Consider the following 15671-nt stretch of genomic DNA (forward strand, 5'->3'; position numbering starts at 1 on the left):
CTGGCTAATAGGCTCGCTTGCCGGTGAAGGCAAACAGCGTTCGCAGAAGAATGACGAAATCGAGCCAGAGCGACCAGTTGTTGATGTACTCAATGTCAGACTCAACACGCTGAATCATCTGCTCTATATCTTTCGTTTCACCGCGAAAGCCACGCACCTGAGCCAGGCCTGTGATGCCTGGCTTGATATTGTGACGCGCAAAGTAGTCTGCGATGCCAGGCGAGTACTGCGCATCATGCTGAATAGCATGCGGGCGAGGCCCCACCAGGGACATTTCCCCCATCAAAACGTTGAACAACTGTGGCAACTCATCCAGGCTAGTTCGCCGAATAAAGGCTCCAACCCTGGTCATGCGCGGATCATTCTTTTCTGCCTGCTTGACGATGCCGTCTTCCGGCTGATGGACGACCATGCTTCTGAACTTCCAGATACGAAAAACTCCACTCCACCCCATGCGCTCCTGTCGAAAGAACACCGGCCCAGGGCTATCGACCTTGATGGCAATCGCTATAGCCACCAGCAATGGAGCCGCCAGAAGCAAGATGAGAAAAGCCAAGACTTTGTCCTCAACATTCTTCAGAAACAGACGCATCCCCATCAGTGGAGTTTCAGACAAAGTCAGCACGGGAATACCGGCAATTTCACGAACGCTGTGATTGATCAAACGCAGTGAAAAAATGTCAGGCACCCAATTAATAGCAATGTGCTTATCAAGCAGCTTTAAGTAAACATCCTTAATGACCTCCGAGCCATCCAGAGGTGTAACGAAATATACGGTACGAATGGAATGTCGCACGATTAACTTATCAAGGTCGGAGATATTACCCAGTATCGACAAACGTTGCGTGCTTTCTGAGCCCTCCTTCCCTCGAACATCGCGCGGTCCAATCAACACACAACCGACCACTCGTTCACCCAGCCAGGGATTATTGCTTATTTTCTGGTGAAGGAAGCTGGCCAGCTCCCCCGAGCCAATAATAAGAGCGGTTTCCAAATGATTCGGGTGGGTCAAGAGTTTCTTCTGCACTTCGAGTGTCGCCAGGTGCAAAAGCAACTGAGCGAAATATCCAACAATAAATAACTGCGCAACCAATAAGCGCGAGTACTGTTCACTTTGTTTGGTCAGAAAGGCCATGACAACGAGAAAACCAAAAGCGGCAAGCCACGCCTTCAAAAGCTTAAATGCTTTGACGGTAAATCCAACATTGCTTCGGTAAATAGCATAATGGTCGTACACGACAGCCAGCGCCCCAAGCAGCAACAGGAGCATGATGACATACGCTTGCGTTATAACGCCGATATGATAATCGATCAAATACCATGCGACACCGATCACCGCAACAAAATCGAGACCGGCCTGAATAGCGTTACTGGTACTGCTTCGTCGCTGGAGTATGGAGCGGCTACTGCTGGGTTCGAATATCATCATTAGACCTCATTAAATTGAGAATCCAAAACGCTTATCTATTAAGTAATAAAAAAGGCAATGAAGATATAATTATTAATTAACTTGTCAGCGTTGAATGATCCATCAGCGGTGCGGTGCATCGCAGCTTCGATGATTCGCACCACATTGACAGCTCTCCTGGTGCCAGAGCCTTGAGCACGTCGCCCTGAACCATCAGCGCCAGACCCTTCTCGTAATACCTACTGGCCTTCTCAGCCGGCGAGGAGCAGGCCGCCAAGCCAACAGAACAGACTGCAAGGAGCGCGCCCCAAGCGTCTTTGCCAACTTTGCTCAAATACATCTTCATCGAATTCACCCCCTTGGAGGTCAATGCAGAATATGAGCCGCCAGCCGTGACACAGCCAATCTCATAAAAACGTGTAAGCGCTTATCTGCAGCAATAGGCGCTTCGCAGGCTCTCCACAACCGTCTTGCCACGACGGCAATCCGCGATCACATAATCTCCAGCCCTGGACTCACTTCGGCCTGGACGTCCAATCGACTCTCACTGGCACGACACCCATCCAGGAGATCCTCCCTGAAAGAAGCTTTCTGCTATGTCGGGGTATAGCCCAGCGTGGACAAACCATGTCAGCAAACTGACATGATCCTCTGTTGAAAAATGGTCAGGTGTTAGGCGATCTGCCATCAAGTGCCGTCAGACTGCGACTCTGCCTGTGGTTGAGGCATTACAGACGCTGTAAAGAAAGCGATAAACGGTCGTAAGGCTTGAGTTACAAGGGTTACAAGATGTAGGTGTGTCATTTTTGAGTCATCTGTTTTTTGACGCTTTTGCACGTTAGATGGCATTTCTTGCGCTTTAAGTGCGTGCTGCTAGTGCCCAAAAATGGCCAGTCACTAACTCGCCATACCGATCAGGAGCGAGAGAGGACTCATGACCAGATACCTGAAGGAACTCGGGCCTCGACATTTTCAACTACGGCTATGTCGCTTCCGTCGCCAACTGCAGCGCCGACACCAACGTGACCTTGCGCTATGGCGGTGCGCGCACGGACTACACGCGTATCAATTCGAGCCTGCCGTCGATCTGGCAATACGCAACAAAGAAGGCCGGGTTGCATACGGCCTACATCGACGCCCAACGCACGGGCAGCAACCTGCAAAACCTGATGACCGACCTTGAGCGCAAGGACATCGACGAATTCGCCCAGTTCGACCAGACCGGCGTGGGCTGTAGTGAAAAATGTGAACAGAAACACTATCATTAACTATCTTTTTGTGGTGTTTCAAGATGAGTCTTGCTGTCAGTGTGTGTTTTTCCAGAACCGTACGGTTAATGCTGTGCTCTATTTTTTTTGTACCCTCTTTCGCTCTAGCTGAAGAAGCTGATGCAAAAAAAATGGAAGGAGTTAACAAATAATGACCTTTCTGCTATGCATCAACTGATAGTCAGTGCTCATCCAGGCGCTTTAGACAGTAACAATAAGGCTTTTGCGAGCTGGGTTGAACAGGGGTATTTAGAAGCTCGGCAACTGTCGGCGCAGGTCAAGTCGAAGAAAGATTCTTTAGCCGTTCTCAATTTTTACATTGCTGGTTTTCAGGATGGTCACGTAGGGCTGAGTCAATCAAAACAGGAGAAGTCTTCTTGGGCAGGTTTTGTTTTGGGGATGAAGGGGCAGAGCTTTATTGTAAAGAATGTCTCTAAAGACTGGCCTGTGCCTTTACCTCCCGTCGGGTCTGAGGTGGTGGCGTGTGATAATAAGTCAGTCCGCGAGATACTGGAAAGTGACCTGTCGCCCTATATTGATCGTAGACTTAAATTGCACTCGACATGGTTGCATTTGGCTACGCAGTTGACGGTGGATGATGTCAATTATCCCGTGCTGGGCAGAGTCTTGCCAAACAACTGCCTGGTTACTCTCCCAAATGGAGATCAACAGCACTTTACTTTGTTATGGCGGCAAGAGCGCGGGGAGCTGGATCCTTTACTGTCGCAGCCTCAACCGCCACAGACTCTAAAAGGCCTGGGAGACGGGCGCTACTGGATACACGTATCAAATTTCACACCTTCAGCAGCTGAAAATGCCTCCCTCGATAAAATGCTAAGCGGCATCAAAAGTATCAATGATGCCAAGCTGGTTGTGCTTGATGCACGTGGTAATCGCGGTGGTAACAGTTTAGTGGGTGTTGAAATACTTTCTGCTCTGTTAGGTTCAAAAGTTGTGAATGGTATGGGTGAGCAATCTCGCGCGTATGCGATGTGGCGTGTTTCTCCTTTTGCATTGTCAACGCTCAGTCATGTTCTAAAGTCCATGGAGGGTGATTATGGAAAAAACAGTGAAGCCTATAAGTTTGTTTCTGGTTTAACTGAGTCGATGGGGCTCGCGCTTCGTGAGAAAAAAGATTGGTTGCGGCAGCCGAGTTCTTCGTCAATAGATCAAGGGAAGTTGAAAGGGTTTAATGCTCAAGGCTTCAAAGGTAAGCTTGCGCTGGTGACGGACTCATTTTGCGCTAGCGCCTGTCTAGACTTTGCGGACATTGTTCTTGCTATTCCGGGGACTGTCCATCTGGGATTACCAACGAGTGCCGACACGCTGTATATTGATATAGGCTCTCAATCACTGCCGAGTGGTGCCCAGTTCTGGTTACCGTTAAAGGTATGGAGAGACCGAGCGCGAGGAAATAACCAAAGTTATGACCCGAGCTTTATCTTTGATGGGGATATCAATGATACTGCGGCCGTGCAGAAATGGGTTCTTGATACGATCTGACAGTTATTAAACGATACTGCACTGCGGGCTTAAGCTGGCGAGGCTGCTGAGCAATTCACCGATCTTCTTATCATTATGGCTAGACTAGTTTTGAGCTCAGATTGCACGCCAGACGCCTCGACAATCGTTAACCAACAAAAACCATGCAGGGCGTGCATGCCTGTCCGCTATCCTTGGCCTGACTTCCTGTCGAACGAGCGTTCCCATGCTTCAGGTCCAAGGCGTGTTCAAAAGCTACGCCACACCCCAGGGCCCATTGGCGGTGTTGCAAGGTGTCGACTTGCAACTGACGCAAGGCAGCAGTCTGGCGCTGATGGGCGAATCCGGCAGTGGCAAGAGCACCTTGCTGCACTTGATTGCCGGACTCGACAAAGTCGATCGCGGTAGCATCCGTATGGGCGATCAGCGCCTCGAACAGATGAACGAAGGGCAACTGGCAAATTGGCGGCGCACTGAAATCGGCTTGGTGTTCCAGCAGTACAACCTGATTGGCAGCCTGCGGGTCGAGGACAATCTGGCATTCCAGGCACGCCTCGCCGGACGTCATGACCTGCGTTGGCAAGCGCACTTGGTGGCGCGGTTGGGGCTGGGGGATTTACTCCAACGTTATCCGGAGCAGTTATCCGGTGGCCAGCAGCAACGGGTTGCTCTCGGTCGGGCGCTGGCGTCGCGTCCGCGTCTGCTGTTGGCCGATGAGCCGACCGGCAGTCTCGATGAACACACCAGCGATGAGGTGCTCGACTTGCTGCTGGAGCTGCTCGATGACAGCCCCAGCAGTTTGTTGATGGTCACTCACAGCCCACGGGTCGCCGCACGGCTGGCAGAAAAAGTGCTGCTGCACGGTGGACGCCTGGTCGACACAGGCCAACGCTGATATGGACGTTTTGCGTGAAACCTTGCGAGCGCTGCTCAGCCATTGGCGTCAGCACCCGGTGCAGTTTTTCAGTGTGCTGACCGGGCTCTGGCTGGCCACCGGCCTGTTGACCGGGGTGCAGGCGCTGAACAGTCAGGCGCGAGAAAGTTACGCCCGCGCCAGTCAACTGATTGGCGGTGAACCCCAAGCCAGCCTCAGTGCGCCGAATGGCGCGACCTTTTCTCAGGCGTTGTTCGTCAACCTGCGCCGGGCCGGTTGGCCGGTATCACCGGTGTTGCAGGCGCGACTGCAACTCAAGGGGCATGAAGACCTGCGCTTGCAGTTGATGGGTATCGAGCCGTTGTCGTTGCCCAGCGGTTCGGCGCTGGCCGGACAACACCTCGACATGGCGCAGATGGTCGATTTTGTCGGCCCGCCGGGCCGTGCCTGGATTGCCCCGTCAACCTTACAGGCGCTCGGTTTACGTGACGGCGACCAACCGCAAAACCTCAACGGGCAGACCTTGCCGCCGTTGCACAGTCAGGTCGACATGGCCCCCGGCGTATTGCTGGTGGACATCGGAGTTGCCCAGCAGGTGCTGGGTTTGCCGGCACAGCTGTCGCGACTGTTGTTGCCCAGGGAGTTCGCCGCCACCGAGCCTCAGCTACCCAGCGAATTGACGGAGCAGTTGCAACTCAAGCGCAGCGGCGAGGAAAACAATCTGGCGCGGCTCACCGAAAGCTTCCACCTGAACCTCGACGCGCTGGGGTTTCTGTCGTTCGTGGTCGGCTTGTTCATTGTCCACGCGGCTATTGGTCTGGCGCTGGAGCAACGTCGCGGGTTGTTCAGAACCCTGCGCGCCTGTGGGGTCAGCGTGCGGACGCTGATCTTCTGCCTGAGCCTTGAATTGGGTGGGCTGGCACTGCTCGGCGGGATGGCCGGAGTGGTCAGCGGTTACCTGTTGGCCAGCCTGCTGTTGCCGGACGTTGCCGCCAGCTTGCGTGGTTTGTATGGCGCGGAAGTGGCGGGACGGTTGAGCCTCAGCCCGCTGTGGTGGTTCAGCGGGCTCGCTGTCAGCCTGCTCGGCGCACTGCTGGCCGGGGCGAACAGTTTGCTGCGGGCGGCGCAATTGCCGCTGCTGGCGTTGGCCAATCCGCAAGCCTGGCATCAGGCTCACGCGCGCTGGTTGCGGCGTCAGGGTTGGGTGGCGGCAGTCGCTGCGGTGATCGGCCTGATTGCGTTGCTGTGGGGTGACAGTCTGGCCAGCGGTTTTGTGTTGATGGCTGCGTTGTTGATCGGTGCTGCATTGAGTTTGCCGGTGCTGCTTGACGTTGTATTGAATCGGCTCGAGCGGCGCAGCCGATCGGTGCTGGGGCAATGGTTTCTCGCCGATTGCCGTCAGCAGTTGCCTGCCCTGAGCCTGGCCTTGATGGCGCTGCTATTGGCGCTGGCGGCCAACATCGGTGCCGGCAGCATGACCGCCGGTTTTCGTCAGACCTTCAGCGATTGGCTGGAGCAACGGCTGACTGCCGAGCTTTACGTCAACCCGCAGAACCCGGCGCAGGCCACCGAACTGCAGCAGTGGCTGCCGGAACAAAAACTCAGCGCGGTGTTGCCGAGCTGGCAGGTCGCGGTGTCGTTGCAGGGCTGGCCGGCAGACCTTTTCGGGGTGATCGATCATCCGACCTATCGCGAGCATTGGCCGTTGCTTGAAGCACTGGGCGAGCGTCCCTGGGATCAGTTGGTAGCGCATGACACGGTGATGCTCAGCGAACAACTGGCCCGTCGACTCAAGCTGCGGCTCGGTGACCACCTGAGCATTCCCACGCCACAAGGCGCGTGGTCACCGCAATTGATCGGGATCTATGCCGACTACGGCAACCCCAAGGGGCACTTGCTGGTCAACGCTGAACACCTGCTGCATTACTGGCCGCAACTGACGCCGAGTCGCTTCAACCTGCGTATCGATCCGGCGCAAATCCCCGCGCTACTGACGGCGCTGCAATCGCGCTTTGCCCTGGATGACAGCCGTATCGTCGATCAGGCCCGACTCAAGGGCTGGTCGACGCAGGTGTTCGAACGGACCTTCGCGGCGACGGCGGCGCTCAACAGCCTGACCCTCGGCGTGGCCGGTGTGGCGCTGTTCATCAGTTTGCTGACCCAGAGTCAGAGCCGTCTCGGGCAGCTGGCGCCGTTGTGGGCGCTGGGCGTGACGCGCCGACAATTGATGCTGCTCAACCTCGGGCAGACCTGGTTGCTGGCCCTGCTGACATTGGTGGTGGCGTTACCCTTGGGGCTGGCGCTGGCCTGGTGCCTGGACACGGTGATCAACGTTCAGGCGTTTGGCTGGCGCCTGCCGTTGCGGGTGTTCCCGTTGCAACTCGTGGAATTGATGGGGCTGGCGATGTTGGCGACGTTACTGGCCTCGGCCTGGCCATTGTTCAAGCTCTATCGCACGCAACCGGCGGACCTGCTGAGGAGCTTTGCCCATGAGGATTAACTGGGTCGTTGGCGTGTTGTTGCTGGCATTGACGGGTTGCGATGACTCATCGACGCACAACGAAAGTTTCGCCGGGCTGGGCAGTGAAGCGGCGGCGTTCCAGCAAGTGACGCCGGGCCGGGTTTTCAGCTTCCCGGCCGATCATGGTGCCCATGACGGTTACCGCGTCGAGTGGTGGTACATCACCGCCAACCTCAAGGACTCGCAGGGCCGGGAGTTCGGCGTGCAGTGGACGCTGTTTCGCAATGCCCTGAAGGCCGGGCCCGAGCAACCCGGCTGGGCCAGCCAGATCGTCTGGCTCGGTCATGCGGCAGTGACCTCGGCGACCGTTCACTACGCCGCCGAGCGTTACGCCCGCGGTGGCGTCGGCCAGGCCGGGGTTCAGAACGTACCGTTTGCGGCGTGGATCGATGACTGGCGCCTGAACACTCAAACCGACGCCGCGAACCCTTTGGCCGAGATGCACATGCAGGCCAGCGGCAAGGGCTTCAACTATCGGCTGCGACTCACCTCAAATCGGCCGTTGGTGCTGCAAGGCGAGCAGGGCTTCAGTCAAAAATCCGAGCAGGGCCAGGCGTCGTACTACTACAGCCAGCCGTTCTTCCAGGCCAGCGGCAGCCTGGAAATCGACGGCACGACGTATCAGGTCAGTGGCCGGGCGTGGCTCGACCGTGAGTGGAGCAGCCAGCCGCTGACGGCGAACCAGACCGGTTGGGACTGGTTTTCCCTGCACCTGGACGGTGGCGCGCAGTTGATGCTGTATCGGATGCGGCAAAAGGAAGGAGTGGCATACCTGACTGGCACCTGGATCAACCCGGACGGCAGCGCGGTGCAACTGTCGCGAGACGAGATCAGCCTCACGCCGTTGGCGTCTTCCGAGGTGGCCGGGCGGCGTTTGCCGACGCGCTGGTCGATCAAGGTCCCGGGCAAAGGCCTGGACATCACCAGCAGCGCGCTGAACCCCGGGGCCTGGATGGATTTGCGCATTCCCTACTGGGAAGGGCCGGTGCAATTGAGCGGCAGCCATGCCGGCAACGGGTATCTGGAAATGACCGGGTACTGATCCAGAGCGCCGCCCGGTATCCATGCGCTCCTGCTCAGGGAAACAAGGGTGGTCGGATTGGTTCGATTTTTTTCGTTACAAACAAATTAGCGGGAACATTGTGTCCAGATTTATTCAGAATTTGTGAGCGGACAGAACGTTTGCGTTGCATTAAAATTCCCCCGTTCGCTCAGTGTCGGGGCTCTTTACCGGTGCATGGATTGCCAGGCCATAACACTGGGCGAACACCTTCCTCCAGGCGCGATAAACAACATTTCTTGCTGCGCCTCATCACACCGACAACCTTCAAATCACACCTCTCGTTAAAAAGCACCCTGTTCAAGCAACTGGCTGAAGGCTTCCAGTTCGGTTTTTTCCAGATCGGATATCACGATAAAACGCATGTGATTGTGTTGCCACGCGACCACGTTGTAACCGCGGATGAACTGGTTTTTCCGGGGCTGATCGGTTTCTGTCGTCGGCACCATGAACACGTTGATGATGTGCTTCGCCCGCCCGTAAGACAGCGCAGCGGTCGTCTGGTGTTGCAGGTAATCCAGGCGCCCGCCGAGTAAAGGAAAACCCTGTGCCGAGAAGTCGAACACCGGTGGCGAAAAATCCAGCTTGCCGGTAAACCAGGGCTTGACCGTGTGCCGGTCGGACGACACGACATCGTTCAAGTGCTGGGCCATCAGCGAGCGCACATGGCTGGACACCGCTTCGTCCAGCCAGGGTTGCTCAGGCGAAGGCGTGGCCACATACAGCACCAGGGCCATGGCCAGTGCGATCGCGGAAAAAGCCGGTGCCAGCCACTTTCGCGTGGCATCTCTCAACGCTTGCCAGGGAGAGGTCGGTGACGGGAGATTGACGAAGACCTGTTGAATCAGCGCATCGGGCGCCGCGTAATACGGCGCATAGGCCTTGACGCTGGTGATCAGCCGTTGCATTTCGTCATGCACACGTTGGCAGTCGGCACACTGCGACAGATGCCCGGCAACGTTCGCGGTGGTCGTGGCGTCCAGTTCATGGTCCAGGTAGCCATGAATCAATTCGTGGCAGACCGTGCAGTTGATCTCATTCATGGCCTTGCAACTTCAGTAGTTCCAGCTTGAGCATGGCGCGAGCCCTGGCCAGTCTCGACATGACGGTTCCCAGAGGTATGTCGACCACCTTCGCGATGTCCTTGTAAGGCATGTCCTCCAATTCCTTGAGGACGATCATTTCGCGAAAGGCCGGGGGCAGGGCGCGCAGTGCCTGTTGAACCCGTGCAGCGTCTTCGGCCTGCATGGCGAGCAGCTCCGGTGTCTGGCTGTGGCTCAGGGCAACGTTGTCTTGCGAGATTTCATCGCCGATGGCGACCCAACGATGGCTGGCCGAGCCCTTTAGCCAGTTGTAACTCTCGTTGCGGACGATCGTCAGGAACCAGGCCTTGGCATTGCCATCGGCAAAGCGATGCAGAAATCTGAACGCCTTGAGTGCACTTTCCTGCACCACATCATGTGCCGCGCTGTCACTGCCGGTGAGCCAGCGCGCGAGGTTGTAAGCGGCATCCATATGCGGTGCAAGCAGCTCCTCAAATCGCTTCATAGTGCCCCAGCCTTTGCCCCCTATAACCCGGATTCGCTGTGTTTTATTCCCGGAATGAAAAATATTTTTTCCCGGGAATAAAACCCCGACCGGCGCGGTTTTACATCCTGTCAGTTCATCAATGTAGACCGCTACGAGGGCGTTCCCATGAACATTCGTCCGGCATCACATGAAAAACGTACAGATGGCCCCCTGGACCCCGACCGCAGGCACCTGCTCAAGTGTTCGGCGTGGGCGGGTGCCGGTGTCATCTGGGCATTGAGCGGCGGCATTCCCCGAGCGTTCGCCCTGGGCGAAGATGGCCAGGTGAAGGACCCGAAAGCGCTGGACAGCACCTTCCACTTCGTACAAATCAGCGACTCGCACATCGGCTTCAACAAGGAAGCCAATCCCGAACCGCTGAAGACCTTGCAGGTCGCCATCGACAAAGTTATCGCGCTGCCGAAACGACCTTCGCTGATCCTCCACACAGGCGACATCACCCACCTCTCCAAACCGGAGGAATTCGATACTGCCGCGTCTGTGCTCAAAGGCCTGCCTTCAACCGTGCACTACATACCGGGTGAGCACGACACCCTCGATGAGGGCGGCGGCAAGCTCTATCTCGAGCGCTATGGCAAAGGTACCAAAGGCAATGGCTGGTACAGCTTCAACGACCATGGCGTGCACTTCATCGCGCTGGTCAACGTCTTCAACTTCCAGGCCGGCCATGAGGCGACGCTCGGTGCCGAGCAACTGGCCTGGCTGCAGGATGATTTAAAGGCGGTGAGCACCAGCACACCGGTTGTGGTGTTTACCCACATTCCATTGTGGACGATCTACCAGCCATGGGGCTGGGGCACCGAAGACGGCGATCAGGCCATCGCCATGCTGCGCAAATACGGTTCGGTGACGGTCCTCAATGGCCATATCCATCAGGTCATCCAGAAAGTCGAGGGCAACATCACCTTCCACACCGCACGCGGCACGGCTTACCCGCAACCCGCACCCGGAGTCGGGCCAGCACCGGGACCGATGACCGTGGCAGCCGATCAACTGCGCAACTACCTGGGGATTACCGAGGTCAAGGCGACGCAGGGCGATCATCCGTTGGCATTGATCGATTCAACACTCGTTTAGGGGAGGCGCTGAGATGAAGCATTTACTGCGGGTTCTGGCCTTGGGTTGGCTGATGGTGTCGATTCCTGCATGGGCGGAAGGGACCAAAATCGATATCAAGGAGTTCATGTTTGCTCCCAAGGACGTGACGGTAGCGGTGGGCACCAAAGTGACCTGGGTCAACGACGATCAAACGATCCATACGATTATGGAAACCCACAAGGTGTTCCATTCGCCGGCGCTCGACACCAACGACCAGTTTTCCTATCAGTTCAATACGCCGGGGACCTATGAATACTACTGCACGCTGCACCCGCAGATGATTGGGAAGATCATTGTCAGTGCGGCGAAGTGAGGGGAGGGGTGTTGTAGCTCAGAAAAATGGGTGACCCCAGGGTTTGATAACGGTCAATCAAGTGAACGCAAAGTCCGAAACAGCAAAGATCTAATGTGGGAGATCGCAGCACAATCACCAACACGCAGAACCTGTGGCGAGGGGGCTTGCCCCCGCTGGGTCGCGAAGCGGCCCTAAAATCGGTGATCGCATTGCATCAGGAAAAATGCATCCGCCGATTTTATGACTGCTTCGTCCGAACGCGGACCGGCCGGCGGGGGCAAGCCCCCTCGCCACAAATGCCCGCCTGATCAAAGATTTACATTAACTGACGGGCATTAGCGCGAGCCATGGCTGAACCATCCATTGGATAAACGAACCTGAACACTCAATGGCGAACGCCAGATGCCGAATCAGGCGTGTCGAGGTGTTCCAGCGCCCGGTTGACCATCAACTCGCCCAGCACAGCCAACTGCTGAATCGCCAACGCCACGCTGCGACGCGAGCCTTCGAGTTCAAAGGCCAGATCGGTGGCCATGGCATTGAGCGAGGCGAGGGTTTCGGAGGTGTGGATCAGCAGGGTTTCGGTGTCGACGTCGGGGCTTATGGTGAAGAGACGGCTGATGGAGGCGGGGGGATTGGGGGTGATCTTTTTCATTGGCTTGTTCCTAAATTTAAATTGAGGAACTGCCAGCATCACTTCCACATGATGGGTGGCAGCTGTACGCGGGTGTGGAAGACCAGGGAAATCTAGGAACCCGGCGCACCCGAAAGTGCCCCGCGCACAGCCGCCATAATTTAACAGCAGGCAAGGGAAAAGCGCCTGCTTAAATTTTGCGGCGCTTGTGCGCTTAGATTTCGAGAAGGGCTTCCACACCCTTGTCGCTGATTTTGCAACGACAGGGGAAGGCTATCCGCGTGGTCCGTTCGACACAAGTTCACCAAAACCGCTACAGCGTGCAGGAAATGTCCGAAGCCCGTGTTTCTGCTGATGATCCGGCTATCTCAGTGATTAATTTGTGCCCTGACGGCCTTGCGAGCGGTCTCAACGTGATTCGACAAGGTCTGTCGACTGTCGTCTTTGTTTACTGATGGATTTACTGATGGATTTACGGATGAAGCCACTGATGCCCCCTAAGCGCTCTATAAAAAACATACTGGCCGTAACCGCAATATCCATGTATCTCACTGGCTGTGTCGGGGTAGTGGTATCAATGCCAGAGAAAGAAAAAGAGCGCATCCCCTTGACCTACCAGAAAACAGACAGCGACCTGACCACGCGAGAGTGGTGTGGTATCACGCTATGGGCTGTCATTCTCCCCATTCCATTAAAGTTGCCTGTGTGCAAGCTTCACGCTGGACAATCCTGGGAGTCTCCATTTTATGCATGTGGCCCTCTTATGGTATTAGGGCCTATCGTTCATGGTTATCAGGGAAATGCACTGTGCGGAGTATTTCCTCAGTAAATGTTTGAAGGGGCGCCTCAACTGGCTAATCACAGCGCCCTTTGGATGGCTGGCAATATAAGTGGCACCACAAGCGGTTTTCATGCCGTCTAGTGTGACAACGACTCTTCTTACTGTGCAGGTGTTGCTGCCCTCGGCAACTCTTGGGGCCGGCGTGCGGGGTTCGGTGGGGCCTGTAGTGGTCAACTAATTCCGGACACCTCGATAGGTGGTTTAGACGCCATTGCCGTTCGTAAACGGTCGGTGGCAGATATCCCAGTTTCGAGTGCAGCCGCTCGTTGTTGTAAAACCCAACGATGTATTCAGTGATGTCACGTATCGCTTCGGCGTGATTGGCGTAATCGCGCCGCCATACCCGCTCCATTTTCAAACTCAGGAAGAAGCGCTCCATCACTGAGTTGTCCCAGCAGTTACCTTTACGGCTCATGCTTTGCTGCATGTTATTTCTTGTCAGCAGCGCCCTGTAGCTCGCGCTGGCGTACTGGCTACCGCGATCCGAATGAGCGATCAGACCAGGTGGCGGTTGACGCTGAGCAACTGCCAGTTGCATTGCACTACACACCAGCTCAGCCGGCATGTTCGGGGCCATGGACCAACCCACGATCTTGCGTGAGAACAAGTCCAGTACCACGGCCAGATACAGCCAGCCGCTACGGGTCCGGATATAGGTAATGTCCGCTACCCAGGCCTTGTTCACCGCTTCGGGTTCGAATTGGCGATTCAACACATTTTCAGCAATCGGCAGATCATGGTTGCTATCGGTCGTGTGCACAAACTTGCGCTTCCAGGCCGAACGCAGACCGTGGGCACGCATCAAACGACGAATTTTATAAACGCCTATTTCCATGCCCTTGGCGCGTAACGCTTTACGCAACGGGCGACTGCCATAACAGCCGCCACTCGCGGCAAACGATGCCTTGAGTTGCAGAGCCATGGGACAAACTGATGCTGGCGCTTCAGCACGCTTGTTGGCTTCGTAGAAGCCGGATCGACTGATACCCAGCAGCCGACAGACATGCGCCACCGAATAAGCCTTCTGTTGCAGCTGCCGAACCAAGCGATACGTTACTTCAGCTCGCGGGCAAAGAAGGCGGTGGTGCGCTCAACCGGTCGGCGCAACAAGACGTTGCAACCTATCAGCCGGTGTTTCGAAATCCAAGGTTTTGCGTGGTCGTTGATTCATCTGTAATGCAACGGCATTGAGATCGGATTGAGAATACCCACTCAAATCGGTGCCGTTGCGAAAGTACTGGCGCAATAAACCGTTGGTGTTTTCATTCGTACCACGCTGCCAAGGACTGCGCGGATCGCAAAAAAACACGTTGATGTTTGTGTCCAGCGTAAATCGTTTGTGCTGGGCAAGCTCTGTGCCTCGATCCCAAGTTAAGGAGCGCCAGAGCTGTTCTGGAAGTTGTTGGACCTCGCGTATCAGGCCATCCACAACACTCTTGGTATCTTTCCCCTCTACCCGGACAAGAACCAAAAATCGAGTGGTGCGCTCTACCAGCGTGGCAATGTGGCTGTTTTTAGAGCCGGTTATCAGGTCTCCTTCCCAGTGCCCTGGTATGGCCCTGTCAGCCACCTCAGCAGGGCGTTCGGATATCGAAACGGCATCAATGATATGACCTCTGGGTTGCCCCTTGCTCGTAGCAGTTTTTGCGCGGCGCATCATGCGTCTGGAGCGAAGTACGGCAACCAATTCCTTCTTCAAGACACCTCGTGCTTGAATAAACAGGCTTCGATAGAGCGTTTCATGGGAAATCTGCATGGCGGGAGCGTCGGGATATTCGCGTTTGAGCCAACCCGAGATCTGCTCGGGTGACCAGTAGAGCTTCAGCTTACTCGATACCACTTCGCACAGTTCAGGGGACTGATTCAATCGATACGGTTTGGGGCGAAGTCCGCGTGTCCAGGCTTGCGCATCTGCGTCCGTTGCGCGGTAAAGACCTCGTCCTTGGTTTCTCGATACTTCACGACTGACCGTTGAGGGCGAGCGGTTTAATTGGGCTGCGATGTGGCGAATGGAATGACCGATCGCCATTCCCCTGGAGATTTCTTCGCGCTCGCCCAGCGTTAAAGCAAGCCGAGAGCGGTGCCTGATTCGCGGGGAAATTCCCCCATTGCGAGCCAGTAATGTATGGACAGTGCCTGCTGGTTTTTGAATGGCCAGCGCTATTTTGCTGAGGGTTTCGCCCCTGCGCCACAACCGCCAAAGCTCTGATTTTTGTTCAGCAGAAAACCCATGTGTACCACTGCGTGCCATTTCTTACCATGCCCCAATCAACGAGCGGAAAGTGTACGTTGCGTTGACCGGTTGAGCGCGCCGTAGCTTTTTTTAATACATCGTTATCCATCTTGAGCTGGCGGTTTTCCTGCTCTAACTGTCGGATACGTTGTTGCTCAGCAGTCAAGGGTTTGCCGATTCCGGTCTCTCCCAACTGTTCAGCCTCGTACTGCTGTACCCAGCGCCGGACGGCAGTCTCACCAATATTCAGGTCGCGGCAGACCTGCGGAACGGCCAGTCCCTGGTCCTTGATCATCTTTACGACTTGCAGCTTGAAGCTGTCGTCGAATGTTCTGCGTTTGCCAGTCATGAAAAACTCCTCGATAGA

The 15671-nt window shown here is 55.8% G+C and carries 12 protein-coding genes and 3 pseudogenes; 7 read left to right on the plus strand and 8 right to left on the minus strand.

Annotated elements, in window-relative coordinates; genetic code table 11:
• Positions 1 to 4: 4 nt before the first annotated feature.
• Positions 5 to 1426, minus strand: coding sequence for an undecaprenyl-phosphate glucose phosphotransferase (locus tag AABM55_RS11470; protein ID WP_347930019.1), 1422 nt, complete (start codon positions 1424 to 1426; stop codon positions 5 to 7).
• Positions 1427 to 1505: 79 nt separating this feature from the next.
• Positions 1506 to 1754, minus strand: coding sequence for a hypothetical protein (locus AABM55_RS11475; RefSeq protein ID WP_054596714.1), 249 nt, complete (start codon positions 1752 to 1754; stop codon positions 1506 to 1508).
• Positions 1755 to 2367: 613 nt separating this feature from the next.
• On the opposite strand from AABM55_RS11475, the pseudogene AABM55_RS11480 reads away from it, so the two are divergent.
• The 5 genes and pseudogenes from AABM55_RS11480 to AABM55_RS11500 all read left to right on the plus strand — a co-directional run.
• Positions 2368 to 2637: pseudogene (locus AABM55_RS11480) on the plus strand (sulfatase); the annotation flags it as partial.
• A 159-nt stretch (positions 2638 to 2796) separates the two neighbouring features.
• Positions 2797 to 4179 carry a S41 family peptidase gene (locus AABM55_RS11485; protein WP_347929610.1) on the plus strand — a complete coding sequence of 461 codons (1383 nt, stop codon included), beginning with the start codon at positions 2797 to 2799 and terminating at the stop codon, positions 4177 to 4179.
• 205 nt (positions 4180 to 4384) lie between these two features.
• The gene (locus tag AABM55_RS11490; protein ID WP_054596716.1) at positions 4385 to 5053 is read left to right on the plus strand and encodes an ABC transporter ATP-binding protein; all 669 of its coding nucleotides are present in this window, start codon (positions 4385 to 4387) and stop codon (positions 5051 to 5053) included.
• A 1-nt stretch (position 5054) separates the two neighbouring features.
• Entirely contained in the window at positions 5055 to 7532 is a 2478-nt protein-coding gene (locus AABM55_RS11495) for an FtsX-like permease family protein (protein WP_347929611.1), read from the plus strand.
• Positions 7522 to 8595 carry a lipocalin-like domain-containing protein gene (locus AABM55_RS11500; RefSeq protein ID WP_347929612.1) on the plus strand — a complete coding sequence of 358 codons (1074 nt, stop codon included), beginning with the start codon at positions 7522 to 7524 and terminating at the stop codon, positions 8593 to 8595. The genes AABM55_RS11495 and AABM55_RS11500 overlap by 11 nt, the downstream gene beginning before the upstream one ends.
• A 302-nt stretch (positions 8596 to 8897) precedes the next feature.
• Here the strand turns inward: AABM55_RS11500 and AABM55_RS11505 are convergent, their stop codons facing one another.
• Together AABM55_RS11505 and AABM55_RS11510 are read right to left on the minus strand one after the other, a co-directional pair.
• A complete protein-coding gene (locus AABM55_RS11505; protein WP_347929613.1) occupies positions 8898 to 9656 on the minus strand; it encodes an anti-sigma factor in 759 nt (252 codons plus the stop codon).
• Positions 9649 to 10161, minus strand: a complete 513-nt coding sequence (locus tag AABM55_RS11510) for a sigma-70 family RNA polymerase sigma factor (protein WP_347929614.1) — start codon at positions 10159 to 10161, stop codon at positions 9649 to 9651. The genes AABM55_RS11505 and AABM55_RS11510 overlap by 8 nt, the downstream gene beginning before the upstream one ends.
• 147 nt (positions 10162 to 10308) lie before the next feature.
• On the opposite strand from AABM55_RS11510, the gene AABM55_RS11515 reads away from it, so the two are divergent.
• Complete coding sequence (locus tag AABM55_RS11515) at positions 10309 to 11280, plus strand: metallophosphoesterase (protein ID WP_054596721.1); 972 nt, start codon at positions 10309 to 10311, stop codon at positions 11278 to 11280.
• A 13-nt stretch (positions 11281 to 11293) separates the two neighbouring features.
• Entirely contained in the window at positions 11294 to 11614 is a 321-nt protein-coding gene (locus tag AABM55_RS11520; protein WP_103315171.1) for a cupredoxin family copper-binding protein, read from the plus strand.
• Positions 11615 to 11981: 367 nt separating this feature from the next.
• Here the strand turns inward: AABM55_RS11520 and AABM55_RS11525 are convergent, their stop codons facing one another.
• The 4 genes and pseudogenes from AABM55_RS11525 to AABM55_RS11540 form a co-directional block, all read right to left on the minus strand.
• On the minus strand, positions 11982 to 12251 hold the full coding sequence (locus AABM55_RS11525; RefSeq protein WP_347929615.1) for a DUF6124 family protein: 270 nt from the start codon (positions 12249 to 12251) through the stop codon (positions 11982 to 11984).
• 1031 nt (positions 12252 to 13282) lie between these two features.
• Positions 13283 to 14155: pseudogene (locus AABM55_RS11530) on the minus strand (IS3 family transposase); the annotation flags it as partial.
• A 6-nt stretch (positions 14156 to 14161) separates the two neighbouring features.
• On the minus strand, positions 14162 to 15322 hold the full coding sequence (locus tag AABM55_RS11535; protein WP_347927255.1) for an IS30 family transposase: 1161 nt from the start codon (positions 15320 to 15322) through the stop codon (positions 14162 to 14164).
• A 64-nt stretch (positions 15323 to 15386) separates the two neighbouring features.
• A pseudogene (locus AABM55_RS11540) lies at positions 15387 to 15653 on the minus strand (transposase); the annotation flags it as partial.
• Positions 15654 to 15671: the final 18 nt, after the last annotated feature.

The sequence above is a fragment of the Pseudomonas helvetica genome, from assembly GCF_039908645.1.
Classification (GTDB): Bacteria; Pseudomonadota; Gammaproteobacteria; order Pseudomonadales; family Pseudomonadaceae; genus Aquipseudomonas; species Aquipseudomonas helvetica.

What these genes read in the sequence shown, in the direction of transcription:
- AABM55_RS11525 (WP_347929615.1), bottom strand. Translation starts at nt 12,251, where the DNA reads ATGAAAAAGATCACCCCCAATCCCCCCGCCTCCATCAGCCGTCTCTTC.
- AABM55_RS11500 (WP_347929612.1), top strand. Translation starts at nt 7,522, where the DNA reads ATGAGGATTAACTGGGTCGTTGGCGTGTTGTTGCTGGCATTGACGGGT.
- AABM55_RS11470 (WP_347930019.1), bottom strand. Translation starts at nt 1,426, where the DNA reads ATGATATTCGAACCCAGCAGTAGCCGCTCCATACTCCAGCGACGAAGC.
- AABM55_RS11535 (WP_347927255.1), bottom strand. Translation starts at nt 15,322, where the DNA reads ATGGCACGCAGTGGTACACATGGGTTTTCTGCTGAACAAAAATCAGAG.
- AABM55_RS11475 (WP_054596714.1), bottom strand. Translation starts at nt 1,754, where the DNA reads ATGAAGATGTATTTGAGCAAAGTTGGCAAAGACGCTTGGGGCGCGCTC.
- AABM55_RS11515 (WP_054596721.1), top strand. Translation starts at nt 10,309, where the DNA reads ATGAACATTCGTCCGGCATCACATGAAAAACGTACAGATGGCCCCCTG.
- AABM55_RS11510 (WP_347929614.1), bottom strand. Translation starts at nt 10,161, where the DNA reads ATGAAGCGATTTGAGGAGCTGCTTGCACCGCATATGGATGCCGCTTAC.
- AABM55_RS11520 (WP_103315171.1), top strand. Translation starts at nt 11,294, where the DNA reads ATGAAGCATTTACTGCGGGTTCTGGCCTTGGGTTGGCTGATGGTGTCG.
- AABM55_RS11505 (WP_347929613.1), bottom strand. Translation starts at nt 9,656, where the DNA reads ATGAATGAGATCAACTGCACGGTCTGCCACGAATTGATTCATGGCTAC.
- AABM55_RS11490 (WP_054596716.1), top strand. Translation starts at nt 4,385, where the DNA reads ATGCTTCAGGTCCAAGGCGTGTTCAAAAGCTACGCCACACCCCAGGGC.
- AABM55_RS11495 (WP_347929611.1), top strand. Translation starts at nt 5,055, where the DNA reads ATGGACGTTTTGCGTGAAACCTTGCGAGCGCTGCTCAGCCATTGGCGT.
- AABM55_RS11485 (WP_347929610.1), top strand. Translation starts at nt 2,797, where the DNA reads ATGCAAAAAAAATGGAAGGAGTTAACAAATAATGACCTTTCTGCTATG.